Annotated in this window: 14 protein-coding genes; 3 read left to right on the top strand and 11 right to left on the bottom strand. The window is 69.8% G+C overall.

Translation table 11 applies throughout. The features are described 5' to 3' along the window. Window positions 1-10: 10 nt before the first annotated feature. A complete protein-coding gene (bcsN, locus tag J2Y49_RS24825; protein WP_310117746.1) occupies window positions 11-691 on the top strand; it encodes a cellulose biosynthesis protein BcsN in 681 nt (226 codons plus the stop codon). 18 nt (window positions 692-709) lie between these two features. Here bcsN and J2Y49_RS24820 read toward each other — a convergent pair whose 3' ends face one another. The 3 genes from J2Y49_RS24820 to J2Y49_RS24810 form a co-directional block, all read right to left on the bottom strand. Further along, entirely contained in the window at window positions 710-4,213 is a 3,504-nt protein-coding gene (locus tag J2Y49_RS24820) for an indolepyruvate ferredoxin oxidoreductase family protein (RefSeq protein ID WP_310117745.1), read from the bottom strand. A gap of 224 nt (window positions 4,214-4,437) precedes the next feature. Next, on the bottom strand, window positions 4,438-4,818 hold the full coding sequence (locus J2Y49_RS24815; RefSeq protein WP_310117744.1) for a helix-turn-helix transcriptional regulator: 381 nt from the start codon (window positions 4,816-4,818) through the stop codon (window positions 4,438-4,440). Continuing rightward, window positions 4,815-5,066 (bottom strand): type II toxin-antitoxin system RelE/ParE family toxin, encoded by a 252-nt coding sequence (locus J2Y49_RS24810; RefSeq protein WP_310117743.1) that lies wholly within the window; start codon window positions 5,064-5,066, stop codon window positions 4,815-4,817. Before J2Y49_RS24810 ends, J2Y49_RS24815 begins: the two co-directional genes overlap by 4 nt. A gap of 252 nt (window positions 5,067-5,318) precedes the next feature. On the opposite strand from J2Y49_RS24810, the gene J2Y49_RS24805 reads away from it, so the two are divergent. Next, window positions 5,319-6,095 carry a hypothetical protein gene (locus J2Y49_RS24805; protein ID WP_310117741.1) on the top strand — a complete coding sequence of 259 codons (777 nt, stop codon included), beginning with the start codon at window positions 5,319-5,321 and terminating at the stop codon, window positions 6,093-6,095. Here J2Y49_RS24805 and J2Y49_RS24800 read toward each other — a convergent pair. Continuing rightward, window positions 6,028-7,356, bottom strand: a complete 1,329-nt coding sequence (locus tag J2Y49_RS24800) for a GH1 family beta-glucosidase (protein ID WP_310117740.1) — start codon at window positions 7,354-7,356, stop codon at window positions 6,028-6,030. The two genes, J2Y49_RS24805 and J2Y49_RS24800, sit on opposite strands and share 68 nt — an antisense overlap. A gap of 200 nt (window positions 7,357-7,556) precedes the next feature. Between J2Y49_RS24800 and J2Y49_RS24795 the strand changes: the two genes are divergently transcribed. Continuing rightward, window positions 7,557-8,582: a hypothetical protein gene (locus J2Y49_RS24795; RefSeq protein ID WP_310117739.1), complete on the top strand. Its 1,026-nt coding sequence runs from the start codon at window positions 7,557-7,559 to the stop codon at window positions 8,580-8,582. 13 nt (window positions 8,583-8,595) lie between these two features. On the opposite strand, the gene J2Y49_RS24790 is transcribed toward J2Y49_RS24795, so the two are convergent. From J2Y49_RS24790 to J2Y49_RS24760, 7 genes are all read right to left on the bottom strand, one after another. After that, window positions 8,596-9,504, bottom strand: a complete 909-nt coding sequence (locus tag J2Y49_RS24790; RefSeq protein ID WP_310117737.1) for a DMT family transporter — start codon at window positions 9,502-9,504, stop codon at window positions 8,596-8,598. After that, a complete protein-coding gene (locus tag J2Y49_RS24785) occupies window positions 9,501-10,553 on the bottom strand; it encodes a histone deacetylase family protein (protein WP_310117735.1) in 1,053 nt (350 codons plus the stop codon). The genes J2Y49_RS24790 and J2Y49_RS24785 overlap by 4 nt, the downstream gene beginning before the upstream one ends. Before the next feature lie 159 nt (window positions 10,554-10,712). Then, complete coding sequence (locus J2Y49_RS24780; protein WP_310117733.1) at window positions 10,713-11,954, bottom strand: Zn-dependent hydrolase; 1,242 nt, start codon at window positions 11,952-11,954, stop codon at window positions 10,713-10,715. A 236-nt stretch (window positions 11,955-12,190) separates the two neighbouring features. After that, complete coding sequence (locus J2Y49_RS24775) at window positions 12,191-13,174, bottom strand: 2-dehydropantoate 2-reductase (RefSeq protein ID WP_310117732.1); 984 nt, start codon at window positions 13,172-13,174, stop codon at window positions 12,191-12,193. Continuing rightward, a complete protein-coding gene (locus J2Y49_RS24770) occupies window positions 13,175-14,866 on the bottom strand; it encodes an ABC transporter ATP-binding protein (RefSeq protein WP_310117730.1) in 1,692 nt (563 codons plus the stop codon). 4 nt (window positions 14,867-14,870) lie between these two features. Then, window positions 14,871-15,713: an ABC transporter permease gene (locus tag J2Y49_RS24765; RefSeq protein ID WP_310117728.1), complete on the bottom strand. Its 843-nt coding sequence runs from the start codon at window positions 15,711-15,713 to the stop codon at window positions 14,871-14,873. Then, window positions 15,710-16,690: an ABC transporter permease gene (locus J2Y49_RS24760; RefSeq protein WP_310117726.1), complete on the bottom strand. Its 981-nt coding sequence runs from the start codon at window positions 16,688-16,690 to the stop codon at window positions 15,710-15,712. The genes J2Y49_RS24765 and J2Y49_RS24760 overlap by 4 nt, the downstream gene beginning before the upstream one ends. Window positions 16,691-16,909: the final 219 nt, after the last annotated feature.

Genomic DNA, 16,909 nt, shown 5'->3' with positions numbered 1-16,909 from the left:
AGGAGCCCCGATGCCCGAGACTCCGAAATCCGGTACGGCCCGCACCGTTCTGCTGGCGGCGCTGGCCGTCGTCACCCTGCTGACCTCGGGCTGCGCCGGCTGGGTGCGCGACAACCTGACCCAGGCGCCCACTCCCTGGCGCCGCATCCAGCCGACGGCGCTGCCGGTGACGCTGCCGGACAGCCGCGACTTCCCCATCGTCGCCGCCCGCATGCGCGATACCGGCACCGTCTACAAGAGCTACGTCGTGGCGCTGGGCAACCCCACGGTTCTGCCGGGCGAGAACCGGCTGACGGTGGACGTGCAGACCCTGCCCGACAGCCTGTTCGGCGCCCTTGTCCAGCCGCCGCGCGTCTTCCCGGTGCCGCTCTACACCATGGAGACGCTGACCGAGACGACGAAGCGCGAGTTCCCGGACATGCGCATCAAGGTCGCCGACGGCGCCCGCCGCAACCGCTACGGCGATTACGACTACGTCACCGCCCAGGACGGCGAGAACAGCTGCGTGCTGGCCTGGCAGCTGATCACCGACCACAAGCGCACGCTGCCGGAACGGATCGAGGCGATCCGCCTGGACTACCGGGTCTGCGGCGTCGGCTCCAACATCCGCGCCCTGCTGGCCCCGTTCGAGGCGATGACCCTGACCCTGCCGGAAACCGTGCTGGAATCCCTCGACCTGGGCGGCCTGTAGGGGAGGGGTCGGGCGGCCTCACGCCGCCTGCGCTTTACCCCGCCGCAGCCGCTCCTCCAGCGCCCGCCAGCGCGGCTCGACCGCCTCCCATGCCCGCTGCTTGACCGGCCCGAAGCCGCGGATCTCCTGCGGCAAGGCGGCCAACTCCACCGCCGTGGCGAGCCGGTCGGCCAACAGCCGCTCCGCGATCTCCGCCACCGTCGCCTCATAGCGGGCGACCAGCGCGCGTTCCATCTTCCGCTCCGCCGTGTAGCCGAACGGGTCGAGCGCCGTGCCGCGCAGCCGTTTGCAAGCCGCCAGCCCGCGGAACACCGGCAGGATCCAGGCGCCCAGCGCCATCTTGCGCGGCTCGCCATAGCCGTTGGTGTCGCGCGACAGCAGGGGAGGGGCGAGGTGGAAGACCGGCTTCCAATCCCCCTCGAACCGCTCCTTCAAGCTCTTGGCGAAGGCCGGGTCGCTGTGCAGCCGGGCGACCTCATACTCGTCCTTGTAGGCCATCAGCTTGAAGGCGCTGCGCGCCACCGCCTCGGCCAGCGCGGTCGATCCGGGAGCCACGCGGGCCTCCGCCTGCCGCGCCCGCTCCACCAGCGCGCGGTAGCGGTCGGCATAGGCACGGTCCTGATACTCCGCCAGGAACGCCGCGCGGCGCTCCACAATGCTTGCAAGATCGCCGGCCGGCGCCTCCTCCTCCGCCCCCAGCCCGGCCAGAACCTCCGGCCGGTGCGCGGCGAGGCGGCCGAAGGCGAAGGCGCGCAGGTTGGCGGCGACGCCGGTGCCGTTCAGTTCGATGGCGCGGGTCAGCGCCTCCAGCCCGACCGGCAGCAGCCCCTTCTGGAAGGCGACGCCCATCAGGAAGACGTTGGCGAGGATGCTGTCGCCGAACAGCGCGGTCACCACCCGGTTGGCGTCCACCACCTCGACCTGCTCGGCCCCCGCCGCCCGGCGCAGAGCCCGCAGCAGCGCCCCCGCATCCGGCAGCTTCGTCCCGTCGCGGGTGAAGGCCCCGGTCGGCGCGACATGGGCGTTGGCCACCACCCGTGTCCGCCCCAGCCGCACCGTCTTCAGCGCGTCGGGCGAGGCGGCGACCACCGTGTCGCAGGCCAGCACCAGCTGCGCCCGCTTAGGGTCGATCCGCGCCTGATGGAGCAGCGCCGCATCCCCCGCCACCCGCAGATAGCTGTAGACCGCGCCGCCCTTCTGCGCGAAACCCATGAAGTCCAGCACTGAGGACGCCTTGCCCTCCAGATGCGCCGCCATCGCCAGCACCGCGCCGATGGTGACGACGCCGGTGCCACCGACCCCGACGATCAGGATCTCCGCCAAATCCTCCCCCGCGCCATACCGCGGCAGCGGCAGTGCCGCCAGATCGTCGGCGAAGCGCGCGGCCACACGATCCGGGTCCGGCTTGCGCAAACTGCCGCCCACCACCGACACGAAGCTGGGGCAGAAGCCGTCGGCGCAGGAATAATCCTTGTTGCAGTTGGACTGGTCGATCTGCCGCTTCACTCCGAATTCGGTCTGTTTCGGCTGCACCGACAGGCAGTTCGACTTCTTGCCGCAATCGCCGCAGCCTTCGCAGACCAGATCGTTGATCACCATCCGCCGCGCCGGGTCGGCCATGGTGCCGCGCTTGCGCCGCCGCCGCTTCTCCGCCGCGCAGGTCTGCTCATAGACGATTGCCGTAACGCCGGGAATGTCGCGCATCTCGCGCTGCACGGCGTCCAGTTCCTCGCGGTGATGCACCGTGGTGAAGGGCGCCAGCCCCGACCGGCTGTCGTACTTCTCCGGCGCGTCGCTGACCACGGCGATACGGGTGATGCCCTCCGCCGCCAGCTGGCGGGTGATGGCGTCGACGGAGATCGGACCGTCCACCGGCTGGCCGCCGGTCATGGCGACGGCGTCGTTGAACAGGATCTTGTAGGTGATGTTGATCTTGGCGGCCACCGCCTGCCGGATCGCCAGCAGGCCGGAATGGAAATAGGTGCCCTCGCCCAGATTCTGGAAGATGTGCGGCCGCTTGCTGAACGGCGCCTGCCCGATCCAGCTGACGCCCTCGCCGCCCATCTGGCTCAGTCCCACCGTGTCGCGGTCCATCCAGGACGCCATGAAGTGGCAGCCGATGCCGGCCATCGCCTTGCTGCCGTCGGGCACCTTGGTCGAGCTGTTGTGCGGACAGCCGGAGCAGAAATAGGGGGTCCGCGGCAGGGCAGGGGCGGCAGGCGCCTCCCCCGGCAGCAGCTCCGCCAGCCGCGCCGAAAAGTCCTGTTCCGGGAAGCGGTGGCGGATGCGCTCCACCAGCGCCTTGGCGACGATCCAGGGCCGCAGTTCCCCGGTGGCGGGCAGCAGCGGGGCGCCGAACTCGTCGGTCTTGCCGATCACGGCGCGCGGCCGCTCCCCGGCCGGCAGGTGGAACAGCAGGTCCTTCAGCTGCCCCTCGACGACCGGCGCCTTCTCCTCCACCACCAGCACCTCGTCGGCGCCGCGGGCGGCGGCGAGCGCGAAGTCCGGCTCCAGCGGCCAGGACAGGCCGATCTTGTGGACCGACAACCCGATCCGCTCCGCCTCCGCCGGCCCGATGCCGAGCAGCCGCAGAGCCTCCATCAGGTCGAGATGCGCCTTGCCGGTGGTGACGATGCGCAGCCAGCCGCCCCTACCCAGCACCGTCCGGTCGATGCGGTTGACGCGGGCGAAGGCCTTCACCGCCGCCACCTTTGCGGCCAGCCTTTCCTCGATGGCGAGGCTGGGCAGGTCGGGCCAGCGGTAATGCAGGCCCCCCGGCGGCGGATCGAACGCCACCGGCAGGAAGCCGCCCTCCAGCGCCGGAATCCGCACGGTGCCCGAGCTTTCCACCGATTCCGAGATCGCCTTGAACCCGACCCAGGCGCCGGAGAAGCGCGACAGGGCATAGCCGTACAGCCCGAAGTCGAGATAGTCGCGGATGCCGGCCGGGTTCAGCACCGGCATCGACCAGGCGATCATGGCGAGGTCGCTCTGGTGCGGCATGCTGGACGACACGCAGCCATGGTCGTCGCCGGCCACCGCCAGCACCCCGCCGCGCGGCGAGCTGCCATAGGCGTTGGCATGTTTCAGCACGTCGCCGGAGCGGTCCACCCCCGGCCCCTTGCCGTACCACATGCCGAACACACCATCGACGGTGCCCTCGCCCGAGGATTCGACCTGCTGGGTCCCCATAACGGCGGTGGCGCCCAGATCCTCGTTGACGCCGGGGACGAAGCGGATGGCATGGGCGTCCAGATGCGCGCGCGCTTGCCAAAGCGCCTGATCCAGCCCGCCCAGCGGCGACCCGCGATAGCCGCTGACGAAGCCCGCCGTGTTCAGCCCGGCCCGCCGGTCGCTCTCCGCCTGGAGCAGCAGCAGCCGGACCAGCGCCTGCGTCCCCGACAGATAGACCTGCCCCCCGGCGCGGCTGTAGCGGTCGTCCAGGCGATAGCCGCGGTCGATCCGCTCAGGGTTTTGGCCGGGATCGCGCTCCGCCCGCAGGCCCGTCGGCATGCCGTCCATGTCTCGTTCCCTCGATTATCCTTCGTTGGGACGAGTGTGCGCCCTTCGCAGGCAAATGATTTTGCGGGTTGGGCGCGGAACGGGGGTGTTCGGAAAATCCTGTTGCGGATTGTTGGGCAGAGGAGCGAAATTTTTGCGGTGGTTGAGCGGAGAAGTGCCGAAACAGGGAGGTAGGGAGTGAGACTTGTCAGGTGGACAAATGCACTCCCCTTCGCGACAGCCGTTCAGTGGCGGACCAGCAGGTCCAGCGGCACCTGGAGCGCGCCGGCGATGCGGGCCATCGCGTCGAAGCTGCCGGGCTTTTTCCCGTTCTCAATCTCGGACAGGTAGGACGGAGCCACGCCTGCGGCTTCCGCCAGTCCGCGGGCCGTGAGGCCGCGATGCTCGCGGAGCACCGCAACAGGATGCTCCCCATCAAGGATGCGCTCCGCAACCTCGAACGGAAACGCTTCCGTCTCCCCCTCAGCGAGCCGTGCCTTTACGGTTTCGGCGTCGGCCAAGTCCTGGGCGTCCGTCACCAGATCGGCCAGGGCCTCGAAGTCGGCCCGGCTGAGGGTGACGCTGTCCGCCGTCTCGGCAATTGGCGTGATGGGCAGAGCGTTCATCGATAGATCTCCTTGCGGTTCCCGACCTTCAGCACCGTGACCAACAGCGCATCGCCGTCGATCTGGTAGATGGCCCGCCAGTCGCCGTGGCGGATGCGGCCTTGCCCGCCGCCAAACGCCTTCGCCCAAGGATGCGGGTCATAGGGAGCGGCGGCGAAGGTCTTCAGCTTGTCCCGCAGCCCAGCCGCATCGCCCTTTGGCATGCGGAGCAGAATCTTCAGCGCCGTGGCTTCGATCACAAGCTTCATGCGGTCATGATCGCTGATAGCGAACCGCCCGTCAAGCTGCTATTCGCTAATGGCGAACCACTCCTTTTCGCGACAACGCCAGGACGGCTGCGGCTGCCCCTTTAGCGACAGCGGCCGCATGCTCTGGCCGCTCCCTTTTACGTCAGCACCACGGCAGCCAAGGTCGCATCGACCCATTGCGCAAAAGCCCCCCAGCCAGAAAAAATTCCTATATCCTCCCCTGCTGGTCCCATCCACCCGCGGAGCCCCGCCATGCCGCTCGACAGCCGCACCCTCTCCGACGACCATTTCCCCTGCTGGGCCGAGGAGCCGCCGGTCCCCGCCGACGGCTCGCTGGTTCCCGGATCGCAATTCCACGAGGAACAATGGATCATGGCCGCCGGCATGCTGGCGCGCGGCAGCAGCTTCCTCTATGTCGCCCGCGCCATGGGATGCAGCCGCACCACCCTTTGGCGGGCCTATTGCGGATCGCGGGATTTCCGCCATCGCGTCTGGTGGGAACGGCAGGCGTTGAACCGGGAGGCGGACCTGCGCCTGTCCTCAATCCGTACCCTGGTGGCGGAACAGATCGAGCGGCTGGTGTCGATGGGCGATCCGAAGACGGTGCGCTGGCTGGCCGAACGGCTCGGCCTGTTCGCCGGGCTCGACGCCCCGGCCAGCCCGGCGGCGCGCGCTCCCCAGCCCGACTGGCCCGCCCCGTCCCCGGAACCGGCGGCAACGCCGGCCCCGCAATCGCCCCCTCAGCCCTCTTCGCCGCCGCAGCCCGAGCCGGCCGCTCCGCCCCCGACGTCCGCCGGCCCCGGCGGCGATCGTTCCCGCCCGCGGCCCGTGGAGCCGGTCGCCGCTGCGTTCCCCGATCCCGCCCCGGCGCCGGTGGACGGATGGAACAGCGCGCGAATTCCGTTCCACACTGTTCCATCCGCCGCCGCCCCTCCGGCCAAGGCGGGCGGCCGGCGCCGCGTCAGCCGCTTCGGATCAGGTCCGAATACCAGCGCGCCGAGTCCTTCGGGGTCCGCACTTGCGTCGTGAAATCGACATGGACGATGCCGAACCGCGTGCCATACCCGCCGCCCCATTCGAAATTGTCCAGCAGCGACCAGACGAAATAACCCCGCACGTCGGCCCCCCGCGCCTTCGCCTCCGCCATCGCGGCGATGTAGGCCTGCAGGTAGGCCAGCCGCTCGGGATCCGCCACGCGGCCTTCCGCGTCCGGAGCTTCCGCCGCCTTGGTGCCGTACCCGTTCTCCGTCACATAGATCGGCAGGCGGTAGCGGCGGGCCAGGTCGATCAGCGTGTCGCGGAAGCAGCCGGGGTCATAGGGCCAGTCGATGGCAGTCCGCTTCATCCCCGCCGGCGGCGATCCGAAGCCGAAGCCCCAGATCAGGCTGTCGTCCTTGCGGCCATAGACCGGGGCGTAATGGTTCAGCCCGAACCAGTCCAGCGGCCGGGCGATGCGCGCCATGTCGCCGGGCTGCACATAGGGCTCGATGGCCTCGGCGATGCGGCGCGGATAGTGGGCCCGCAGTTGGGCGTCGGGGAAGGCGCGGTTCCAATGCTCGTCGAACAGGGCGGCGGCCTCGACATCCTCCGGCCGGTCGGTCTCGGGCCGCATCGGCTGGACGCTGTGCACCGCGCCGATGGAGGCGCCCGGCACCAGGGCGCGCAGCACGTCCACCCCGGCGCCGTGGGCGAGGTTGACGTGGTGGATCGTCTTCAGGTGGCTGGCGCGGTCGGCGATGCTCGGCGCGCCCCAGCCGAAGGCCCAGCCGAACAGGGTGAAGACCGAGAACTCGTTGAAGGTGGCCCAGCGCTTCACCCGGTCGCCATAGCGCCGGGCGCACAGCGCCGCATAATCGGCGAACCAGCCGGCGCTGTCGCGGCTGGTCCAGCCGCCCATGTCCTGCAAGGCCTGCGGCAGGTCCCAGTGATACAGGCACAGCCAGGGCTCGATGTTCTTCTCCAGCAGCCGGTCGATCAGCCGGTCGTAGAAATCCAGCCCCTTCTCGTTCGGCGCCCCCCGCCCGCGCGGCAGCACCCGCGGCCAGGAGACGGAGAAGCGGTAGGCCTGCAGCCCAAGCGCGGCCATCAGCTCCACATCCTCCGGCATCCGGTGGTAATGGTCGCAGGCGATGTCGCCGCTCTCGCCGTTGTCGACCCGGCCCTTCAGCTTGCAGAAATTGTCCCAGATGCTGGGTGCCCGCCCGTCGGCCTCGGCCCCGCCCTCGATCTGATAGGCGGAGGTGGAGGCACCCCACAGGAAATCTCTGGGAAAAACCGGACGTTCGGCCATGGCGGATCACCCGAAATATGGATGATCGGATCCTACCTCTTTCCCGTCCGGGTGGAAGGGGCCAATCGTCGCTGTCCGGACCGTCGGGCGGCACCACCTTCCGGCGGATGGTTCGTCACCATATCGCGGTCGACAGGATGGCGCGCCGCTCCTATGGTCTCGCCGACCGGACGAGCGATTCAGAAAGGAACGGGCGCATCATGGCGAAAAAGGACGGGGTCAACGGCAAGGGCGGCCAGTTCAGCGGGACGCCGGCCGACCGGCTGGTCCGGCTGTGGCGCAACAACGACGAGCGCTTCGGCGCCCTGCTGGACGAGGTGCTCGACGCCAACCGCCAGGGCGTGATCGAAGCGGCGCTGGGCAAGCTGCGCGAGGAGGAAGGCTACGACTTCATGGACGAGGTCGAGGCGTTCTCGGAGACCGCGCAGGGCACCGACGAGCAGGGCGACCCGACCCTCTCCACCCTGTTCTGGCTGGTGCTGGAGGTGGACGGGCCGCTGGACGCGCCGCCGCCGGTGGGCGTGATCGAGGAAGCGCTCGATTCGGCCGGGCTGCTGGAAAAGGCTGCCGACATGCGGCTGCTGCCGCTGTGGCTGGACCCGGAGCCGCTGTCCTACCTGGAGGCCGCCGACCGCCGCACCCTGCTGCGCCGCCTGATCTCCTCGCCGGAAGAGGCGGAGACCTTCGCCCGCACGCAGGATCTGCTGGCCCCCGCCGACGATGCCGGCACCCGGCTGGTCGGCGTCGTCGGTCTGGTGATCGAGGAGGATGCGGAGCTGGAAGGGGAGGGGATGCCCGACCCGCTGAAGCTCGGCTTCGCCGACGACGGGCAGGAGCTGGAGATCGACCCCATCGAGCAGGAGCGCATCCGCCAGTCGATGGCCGCCTTCACCGAGGCGGTGGCCGCCGCAGACCCGCGGGTGAAGCGCTGCGAGCCGGTCGGCGGGCTGAACGACCTGCTGGACTTCACCGCCGAGGGCGTCTGGCCGGACGACGTGGATGCCAACTTCGACGAGGTCAACGACTTCCTCGACATCGCCGGCAACGAGACCGGCGACGGCGTCCTCGACCTGTCGGTCGCCCAGTCGCCGGAGGGGCTGCTGGTCCGCGCCTACAACTCCGACGGCGTGCTGCTCGACGAGCGGAATTTCGACCTCACCGGCGCCCGCGCCGACGAGGCGGTGGCGATGATGAAGCGGCGCTGCCGCCGCCTCACCGAGGAGTAAGGGCAGGGTCAGGTCAGCGCCGGGCCGGCCTGACCGCCAGCACGCAGGCGACGGCGGCGAGGATCAGCACCAGCGCCGCCGCCAGCCGCAGCGTCATCGGCTCGCCCAGCAGCAGCACCGCCCCGCCGACACCCACCACCGGGATCAGCAGGGTGCTGACCGCCGCCTCTCCCACCGTCAGGCGGCGGACGGTGACGTACCACAGCGCCTGCGCCGCGCAGATCGAACAGACGATGTGCCAGGCGAAGCCGGCCCACACCGCCGGGTGGATCTCGGCCAGGGCCGGCCTCGACTCGGTCATCGCCAGCAGGATCATCGGCGGGGCGCACAGCACATACTGCCAGCCGGTGATGACCATCGGATTGCTGCGCCAGACCCGCCGCTTCATCACGATGGTGCCCAGCGCCCACGCCAGCGCCGACACCAGCATCACCGCCGGCCCGGCCAGCTGCGACGGCGGCGCCGACAGCGCCTCCGGCCCCAGCAGGACCATCAGCCCGCCCAGCCCGCAGGCCAGCCCGACGATCTGGCGTGCCCCCGGCCGCTCGCCCAGCAGCGGGATCGCCAGCAGCGTCGCCCACACCGGCATGGTGAAGGCGATGATCGCCGCCTGCGAGGTCGCCATCAGGCTCTGGCCCAGCGCCGTGCACAGGTTGAAGACCAGCACGTTGCACAGCCCCGCCGCCGCCAGCGCCGGCCATTCCGCCCGCTCCACCCGCAGCCGGTGCCCGGCCAGACGCGCCGCCCCCAGCAGCAGCACGGCCCCGGCGGTGAAGCCGATGGCGCGCAGACTGAAGATCGGCATCTGCGTCAGGATCGTCTTCACCGCCGGCCAGTTCAGGCCCCAGAACAGGCTGATGGTGGCGATCAGCAGATACTTGGCCGGATCGCGGCCGGCACCGGTGGCGGCGATGGCGGTCATGCCGCTGTCTTGCCTTCGAACCCGTCAAGGAAGCTCGACAGGTTGGCCGACAGCGCGTCGATGGCGTATCCGCCCTCCTGCACCAGCACGGTGGGCAGTCCGGCGGCGGCGATCAGCGCGCCCATGCGGGCGAAGCCCGGCGTCGTGACGCCGAAGGCGGCCAGCGGGTCGTCGATGAAGGTGTCGAAGCCCAGCGAGACGAACAGCATGTCCGGCCCGAAGCGGCGGACCTCCTCCAGCCCCTTGCCGATGGTCGCCAGCACGGTGGCCTCGTCGCTGCCGATCGGCAGCGGCAGGTTCAGGTTGTAGCCCTCGCCGCGACCGGTCCCGCGCTCCTGCGCATAGCCCGCCATATGCGGATAGAACTCCGCCGGATCGGCGTGGACCGAGACGAAGAACACGTCGTCGCGGTCATAGAAGATGTCCTGCGTGCCGTTGCCGTGATGGACGTCCACGTCGATGATCGCCACCCGCGCCGCCCGGCCCTGTCCGCGCAGGATCGGCAGCACCGACTCCGCCGCGACCGCGACATGGTTGAGGTAGCAGAAGCCGCCGGCCATATCGCGGGTGGCATGATGCCCCGGTGGCCGGCACAACGCGTAGGCCGCGCTGTCCGCCCCGGTGGCGACCAGCTTTGCCGCGTGGATGGCGGCGTTGGTCGCGGCGCAGGTGGCGGTCCAGGTCTCCGCCCCGATGGGGCAGGCGGTGTCGAACATGTGCCAGCCGGCCTGACCGACGATGCAGGTGGGATAGTTGGGGGCCGCCTGCATCCGGTGGACGTTGGGCAGCACCACGTCGCCCATGTCGCCCTTCGCCACCCAGCGGGCGTGCGCGGTCTCCAGGAAGGCGAGATAGGCCGGGGTGTGGACCGCGGCGCGCGGGGCGGAGCCGTAGTCGTCGGGACGGATCAGCGTCTCGCCGCGCTTCTCGATCAGCGAGGCCAGCGCGCCGACCCGCTCCGGCTTCTCCGGCAGGGCGCGCAGCAGGCCCTTGTTGAAGTAGGTGGCGGGGCGGTGCAGGGCGGCGTCGGGGTGATGGACGAACTTCATGGGAGGGACTCCGGGGGGACTGGAGATGCGACGTTTGCCCCCACCCTCCCACGCTGGCGCGTGGGTCCCTCCCTCCCCCGCTGGGCAGGGGAGGGAATGGGCGCATCCCCTCCCCCGCCCAGCGGGGGAGGGTTAGGGTGGGGGGTAATGGCGACGCCGTTACGGCCTTCCGGCCGTGGCGACCAGCGTTTCGAACAGCACGGCGGCACCGCGCGCGCCGTCGGCGGGGGAGATGTTCTCGACCTCGTTGTGGCTGATGCCGTCCTCGCAGGGGATGAAGATCATCGCCGTCGGCACCTTGCCCGCCACATACACCGCGTCATGGCCGGCGCCCGACACGATGTCGCGGTGGCTGAAGCCGAAGCCGCCCGCCGCCTCGCGCACCCGGTCGACCAGCGGCTTGGCGAAGGGCGTCGGCGGGAAGTGCCAGAAATCGGCGATCTCGGCGCTCACCCCCTGCTGCTCGGCGATCTCGGCGACGGCGGCGCGGAACCGGCGGTCCATGTCGGCCAGCGTGTCGGCATTCGGATGGCGCAGGTCGACGGTGAAGAAGACCCGGCCGGGAATGACGTTGCGCGAATGCGGGTGGACGTCGAGGATGCCCACGGTGGCGCAAGGATCGCCGGCCGTCTCCAGCCCGACCCGCTGCACCGCCTGCACCATGGTCGAGGCGGCGACCAGCGCGTCGCGGCGCAGGCGCATCGGCGTCGGGCCGGCATGCGCCTCGACCCCCGTCACCGTCACCTCGTACCAGCGTTGGCCCTGCGCGCCAGTGACGACGCCGATCTCCTTGCCCTCGACCTCCAGCACCGGACCCTGTTCGATGTGGGCCTCCAGATAGGCGTGCATCGGGTGATCGACCGGCGCCTCGCCGGCATAGCCGGTGCGGACCAGTTCGTCGCCGAGCCGTGCGCCGTCCTGCGCCACCTTGTCGAGGATCTCCTCAAGCGTGAAGACGCCGGTGACCACGCCCGATCCCATCATCGGCGGCGAGAAGCGCGAGCCCTCCTCGTTGGTCCACACCGCGACCTCGACCGGGTGCAGGGTTTCCACCCCGCGGTCGTTCAGCGAGCGCACCACCTCCAGCGCCGCCAGCACGCCGAACACGCCGTCGAAGCGTCCGCCGGTCGGCTGGGTGTCGAGATGGCTGCCCATCACCACCGGGGGCAGGCTGTCGTCGCTGCCCTTGCGGCGGGCGAAGATGTTGCCGATGCGGTCGATGGTCACGGTGCAGCCGGCGGCCTCGCACCAGGAGACGAACAGGTCGCGTCCGGCCTTGTCCTCGTCCGACAAGGCGAGGCGGCAGCTGCCGCCCTTGGCGGTGGCGCCGATCTTCGCCATCTCGGCGAGGCTGTTCCACAGACGGTCGGCGTCGATCGGCAGGTTGGAGGGCAGGGGCATGGTGGCTCCGGGTGGGGTTTGTTGTTTTTGAGTGGGGAGGGGTTGGCTGGCGATGCCCCCACCCCAACCCTCCCCCGCTGGGCAGGGGAGGGGGCAAGTGCTTAGGCGGGAGAGCGGCGGCAGTCCCTCCCCCGCCCAGCTCTCGCACAAAGCTCCGCTTTGTGCTGACGCGACAGGCGGACCGTAGGTCCGCTGAGAGCGGGGGAGGTTAGGTGGGAGCAAGTGAGGACGCAGACTTAAGCCGCGATCTCCCGCCGCTCCCGCGCCCGCAGGTCGACCATCGCCGACACCGCGCGCAGCATCGGCACCTCAACGCCGGCGCGTTCCGCCAGTTCGATGACCGAGCCGAGGATCGCCTCCAGCTCCAGCCGGCGGCCGGCCTCATAGTCCTGCAGCATCGATGTCTTGAAGTCGCCGACGCCGGCGGCCATGGCGATGCGTTCGTCCACGCTGGTGGTGAAAACCACGCCCAGCTTCTCCGCCACCGCCTTCGCCTCCAGCATCATGGCGCGGCCGGTTTCACGCGTGCCGGGATCGTTGCACAGCCGGCCGAGCGTCGATCCGGTCAGTACGCTCAGCGGGTTGAAGGCGAGGTTGCCCCACAGCTTCACCCAGATCGCCTGACGGATGTCCGCGGTCTTCGCCGGCTGGAAGCCCGCCTGCCCGAACAGCGTCACGATGCTGTCCACTGCCGGATTGTCGCGGCCGGCAACGTCGCCGAAGACGAAGCGCTGGTCGCTGACATGGCGCAGCCGGCAGGGGCCGTCGCCCTCCACCGCGACGAAAGTCGTCGCCCCCACCACCCGGTCGGGATCGATGGAGCGCCAAAGCAGCCCATCGGGATCGACGCTGGCGAGCGGCCGGTCGGCCAAGGGTTCCGGCTGGCGGTGCGGATACCACCAGGGGATGCCGTTGACCATCGGGACGATGGCGGTTTCTTGCCCCAGCAGCGGGGTCAGCGTGTCGATGGTGCCGCGCAGCGCATGGGACTTGACGCAGAGGAACACCAAATCCTGCGGCCCCAGTGACAGGCTGTCGTCGGTGACGCGTGGAGTGATCCGGGCGACGCGGTTCAGCGGCGTCACCATGGTCAGGCCGTTGCGGCGGATGGCCGACGCCGCGTTCGGCCGGGCGACCAGCGTCACCTCGGCTTCCGTGGCACCCAGCCGGGCGGTCAGCAGACCGCCGACCGCACCGGCACCGATGATGGCGACCTTCATTCAGTGCGCTCCCGCCCGGGCTTGGAGATCCTCAGGGATGTGCCAGGCCTTGCCGGGGATGGCGTCCAACAGGCTGCGGGTGTAGGTGTCGCGGGGATTGGTGAACACCTCCCGCGCCGTGCCCAACTCCACGATCCTGCCGCGGCGCATCACCGCGATGGTGTCGCAGACCTGGGCCGCCACCCGCAGGTCGTGGGTGATGAACAGCATGGCGAGGTTCAGGCGCTTGCGGATGTCGTCCAGCAGTTCCAGCACCTGCCCCTGCACCGACACGTCGAGCGCCGACACCGGCTCGTCCGCAACCAGCAGCTTCGGTTCCATCGCGAGCGCGCGGGCGATGCCGATGCGCTGGCGCTGGCCGCCGGAGAACTCGTGCGGGTAACGGTCGGCGGCCGAGCCGTCGAGGCCGACCATCGCCAGAAGTTCCCGCGCGCGGGCCAGCGCCTTGGCCCGGTTTTCACCGAAGGCAATCGGGCCCTGGGCCACGATATCGCCGACGCGGTGGCGCGGGTTCAGCGAGGCGTAGGGGTCCTGGAACACCATCTGCACCGCCCGGCGGAAGGGCCGGAAGCCCTTGCGGTCGAGCGCCAGCAGGTCGGTGCCCTCGAACAGGATGCGGCCCGAATCCGGCTTGATGAGGCCGACGATGGAGCGGCCGAGCGTCGATTTGCCCGATCCGGACTCGCCGACCAGCCCCACCGTCTCGCCGGGATGGATGGTCAGCGACAGGTCGTCGCCGGCCACCACTTCCTTGGATTTCTTGAACAGGCCGCCGCCGACATGGAAGACCTTGCGCACCTTGTCGGCGACCAGCAACGGCGCGCCCGCCTTGGTGTGGTCGTCGCGGTGCTCGATATAGTGCGGGACCGAGGCGATCAGCTGCCGGGTGTAGGGATGCTGCGGCCGGTTCAGCACGTCGGACGCCGGGCCGTACTCCACCAACTTGCCGTGGCGCATCACAGCGACCCGATGGGCGATCTCCGCCACCACACCGAAGTCGTGGGTGATGAACATCATGCCCATGTGGCGTTCGGCCTGGATCGAGCGGATCAGGTCGAGGATCTGCTTCTGGGTGGTGACGTCCAGCGCCGTGGTCGGTTCGTCGGCGATCAGGATGTCGGGCTGGCAGGCCAGCGCCATGGCGATCATCACGCGCTGGCGCTGGCCGCCCGACAGGCGGAAGGGATAGGCCTCGGCCAGTTCCGCCGGGTTGGGCAATCCAACCTGGGCCAGCAGCTCCACCACGCGGGCGCGCCGCGCCGGGGCGGGCAGGTCGGTGTGCTCGCGCAAGGACTCGCCGATCTGGCGGCCGACCCGCATCAGCGGGTTCAGTGCGGTCATCGGCTCCTGGAACACCATGGCGATGCGGCCGCCGCGCAAGGAGCGCTGCTCCGCCTCCGGCATGGTCAGTACGTCCTTGCCCTTGAACAGCAGGCTGCCGCCGGCGACACGGACATGCGGGGCGGGCAGCAGGCCCATCATGGCGTGCGCGGTCATCGACTTGCCGGAGCCGGACTCGCCGACGACGCAGAGGATCTCGTCCGCGTTCAGTGTGAAGGTCAGATTGTCCACCGCCAGCGGGCGGTCGGCGCCCGGCGGCAGCGCGATGCTGAGGCCGCGCACATCGAGAAGAGGCGTGGTCGTCATGGCGGCGGTCTCCGTCGGGATGCGGGTCAGTTCGGACAGGCTCATCGGATCACCCGCGCGACCGGGCGAGCTTCGGGTTCAGCGCATCGTTCAGCCCCTCGCCGACGAGGTTCAGCGCCAGCACGGTCAGCACGATGGCGAGGCCGGGGAAGACGCTCATCCACCAGGCCTGCCGGATCACCGTGCGGGCAGCGCCGATCATGTAGCCCCAGCTCATGGCGTTCGGATCGCCAAGCCCCAGGAAGCTCAGCGAGCTTTCCAGCAGGATCGCCGTCGCCACCATCAGCGAGGCCGAAACGATGATCGGCGACAGGCTGTTGGGCAGAATCTGGCGCAGGATGATTGTGGTGTTGCTCTGGCCGGTGGTGATGGCGGCCTGCACAAACTCGCGGGTGCGCAGGCTGAGGAACTCGGCGCGGGCGAGACGTGCCAGCGGCGGCCAGCTGACGATGGCGATGGCGGCCACGATGGTGGTCAGGCTCGGCGTGAAGATGGCGACCAGCACCACGGCCAGCACGAAGTTGGGGATGGTCTGGAACAGCTCGGTGAAGCGCATGATGGCGTCGTCCACCCGGCCGCCGTGGAAGCCGGCCAAGGCCCCCAGCGTGACGCCGATGGCCAGCGCCGCGGCGGTGGAGGTCAGGCCGATCAGCAGCGACACCCGCGCCCCATGGGCGATGCCGGCGGCGATGTCGCGTCCCAGCATGTCGGAACCGAGCAGCGCGTCCTCCGACAGCGGCGGCTGGAACGGGGCGGTCGCCATGTCCCACGGGTCGTTGGGGAACAGGAAGGAGGCGAATGCCGCCAGGAAGACGATGGCCGCCAGGATGACGAGGCCGAGGACCGCGCCCTTGTTGCGGGCGAAGGCCCGCCAGAATTCGGACTTCATCATTGGGACACCTGGATGCGCGGATCGACGAGGCCGTAGAGGATGTCGGTCAGGATGTTGAAGAGGATCACCATGATCGACGTGACCAGGAAGATGCCCAGCAGAACCTGATAGTCGCGCTGCAGCACCGCCTCGAAGGCCAGCCGGCCGATGCCGGGCCAGGCGAACACCGTCTCGATCAGGATGGATCCGCCGACCAGCTGCCCGGCCTGGATGCCCGCCACCGTGATGACCGGCAGGATGGCGTTGCGCAGGACATGGCGGGTGACGATGCGGCTCTGCGACAGGCCCTTGGCCTTGGCGGTCTTGATGAAATCGAGGCCGCGCACCTCCAGCATCGAGGCGCGGGTGAGGCGCGCATAGCTCGCCATGTAGAACAGCGCCAGCGTGATGACCGGCAGGATCAGGTGCTTCGCCACGTCGGCGACATGGGCCAATCCGGTATAGCCCGCCCCGACCGTCTCGTAGCCGAAGGCCGGCAGCCATCCCAGCTGGATGGAGAACAGCAGGCTCAGCATCAGCCCGATCCAGTAGATCGGCGTGGCGTAGGCCAGCAGCGCCACCACGGTGATGGCGCTGTCGGCCCAGGTGCCGACCGTGACCGCGGCCAGCGTGCCCAGCGCAACGCCCAGGGCCAGCGCCAGCAGGAAGGCGGTCAGCGTCAGCACCAGGGTGGCCGGCAGCCGTTCCGCCAGGATGTCCCAGACGGGCCGCTGCTGCCGGTAGGAGAAGCCGAGATCGCCCTGCACGACCTTGCCGACATAGGTGCCGAGCTGTTCGAGGATCGGGCGGTCGAGCCCGAACTGTTCGCGCAGCTGCGCCACGAACTTCTCGTCGGCGGCCCCGGCTTCGCCCGCCATCACCATGGCCGGGTCGCCGGGGGCGGCATGGACGAGGAAGAAGTTCATCACCACGATGGCGATCAGGATCACGGCGGCCTTGACCAGGCGGCTCGCGAAGATTTGGGCGAATCCCAGCATGGGCAGGTTCCTAATTCAATTCGCCGCGCTCTGGCTTCTCCCTCTCCCCCCCGGGGAGAGGGTCGGGGTGAGGGGGAGGCATAGCGTGGATTCTCGGGGAGGGACCGCCGTGCGGGGGGGGGGCCCCCCCCCCCCCCCCCCCCCCCCCCCCCCCGCGCGGCGGGGGGGCCCCGCGGCCCCCAAAAACAACAAAACACACAAAAAAAAAAAATAATCCAA

This window comes from Azospirillum sp. BE72, assembly GCF_031455875.1.
Classification (GTDB): domain Bacteria; phylum Pseudomonadota; class Alphaproteobacteria; order Azospirillales; family Azospirillaceae; genus Azospirillum.
The sequence above is the reverse complement of the archived record's forward strand: the minus strand, read 5'-3'. Positions and strand labels throughout refer to the sequence as shown.

What these genes read in the sequence shown, in the direction of transcription:
- bcsN (WP_310117746.1), top strand. Translation starts at nt 11, where the DNA reads ATGCCCGAGACTCCGAAATCCGGTACGGCCCGCACCGTTCTGCTGGCG.
- J2Y49_RS24820 (WP_310117745.1), bottom strand. Translation starts at nt 4,213, where the DNA reads ATGGACGGCATGCCGACGGGCCTGCGGGCGGAGCGCGATCCCGGCCAA.
- J2Y49_RS24815 (WP_310117744.1), bottom strand. Translation starts at nt 4,818, where the DNA reads ATGAACGCTCTGCCCATCACGCCAATTGCCGAGACGGCGGACAGCGTC.
- J2Y49_RS24810 (WP_310117743.1), bottom strand. Translation starts at nt 5,066, where the DNA reads ATGAAGCTTGTGATCGAAGCCACGGCGCTGAAGATTCTGCTCCGCATG.
- J2Y49_RS24805 (WP_310117741.1), top strand. Translation starts at nt 5,319, where the DNA reads ATGCCGCTCGACAGCCGCACCCTCTCCGACGACCATTTCCCCTGCTGG.
- J2Y49_RS24800 (WP_310117740.1), bottom strand. Translation starts at nt 7,356, where the DNA reads ATGGCCGAACGTCCGGTTTTTCCCAGAGATTTCCTGTGGGGTGCCTCC.
- J2Y49_RS24795 (WP_310117739.1), top strand. Translation starts at nt 7,557, where the DNA reads ATGGCGAAAAAGGACGGGGTCAACGGCAAGGGCGGCCAGTTCAGCGGG.
- J2Y49_RS24790 (WP_310117737.1), bottom strand. Translation starts at nt 9,504, where the DNA reads ATGACCGCCATCGCCGCCACCGGTGCCGGCCGCGATCCGGCCAAGTAT.
- J2Y49_RS24785 (WP_310117735.1), bottom strand. Translation starts at nt 10,553, where the DNA reads ATGAAGTTCGTCCATCACCCCGACGCCGCCCTGCACCGCCCCGCCACC.
- J2Y49_RS24780 (WP_310117733.1), bottom strand. Translation starts at nt 11,954, where the DNA reads ATGCCCCTGCCCTCCAACCTGCCGATCGACGCCGACCGTCTGTGGAAC.
- J2Y49_RS24775 (WP_310117732.1), bottom strand. Translation starts at nt 13,174, where the DNA reads ATGAAGGTCGCCATCATCGGTGCCGGTGCGGTCGGCGGTCTGCTGACC.
- J2Y49_RS24770 (WP_310117730.1), bottom strand. Translation starts at nt 14,866, where the DNA reads ATGAGCCTGTCCGAACTGACCCGCATCCCGACGGAGACCGCCGCCATG.
- J2Y49_RS24765 (WP_310117728.1), bottom strand. Translation starts at nt 15,713, where the DNA reads ATGATGAAGTCCGAATTCTGGCGGGCCTTCGCCCGCAACAAGGGCGCG.
- J2Y49_RS24760 (WP_310117726.1), bottom strand. Translation starts at nt 16,690, where the DNA reads ATGCTGGGATTCGCCCAAATCTTCGCGAGCCGCCTGGTCAAGGCCGCC.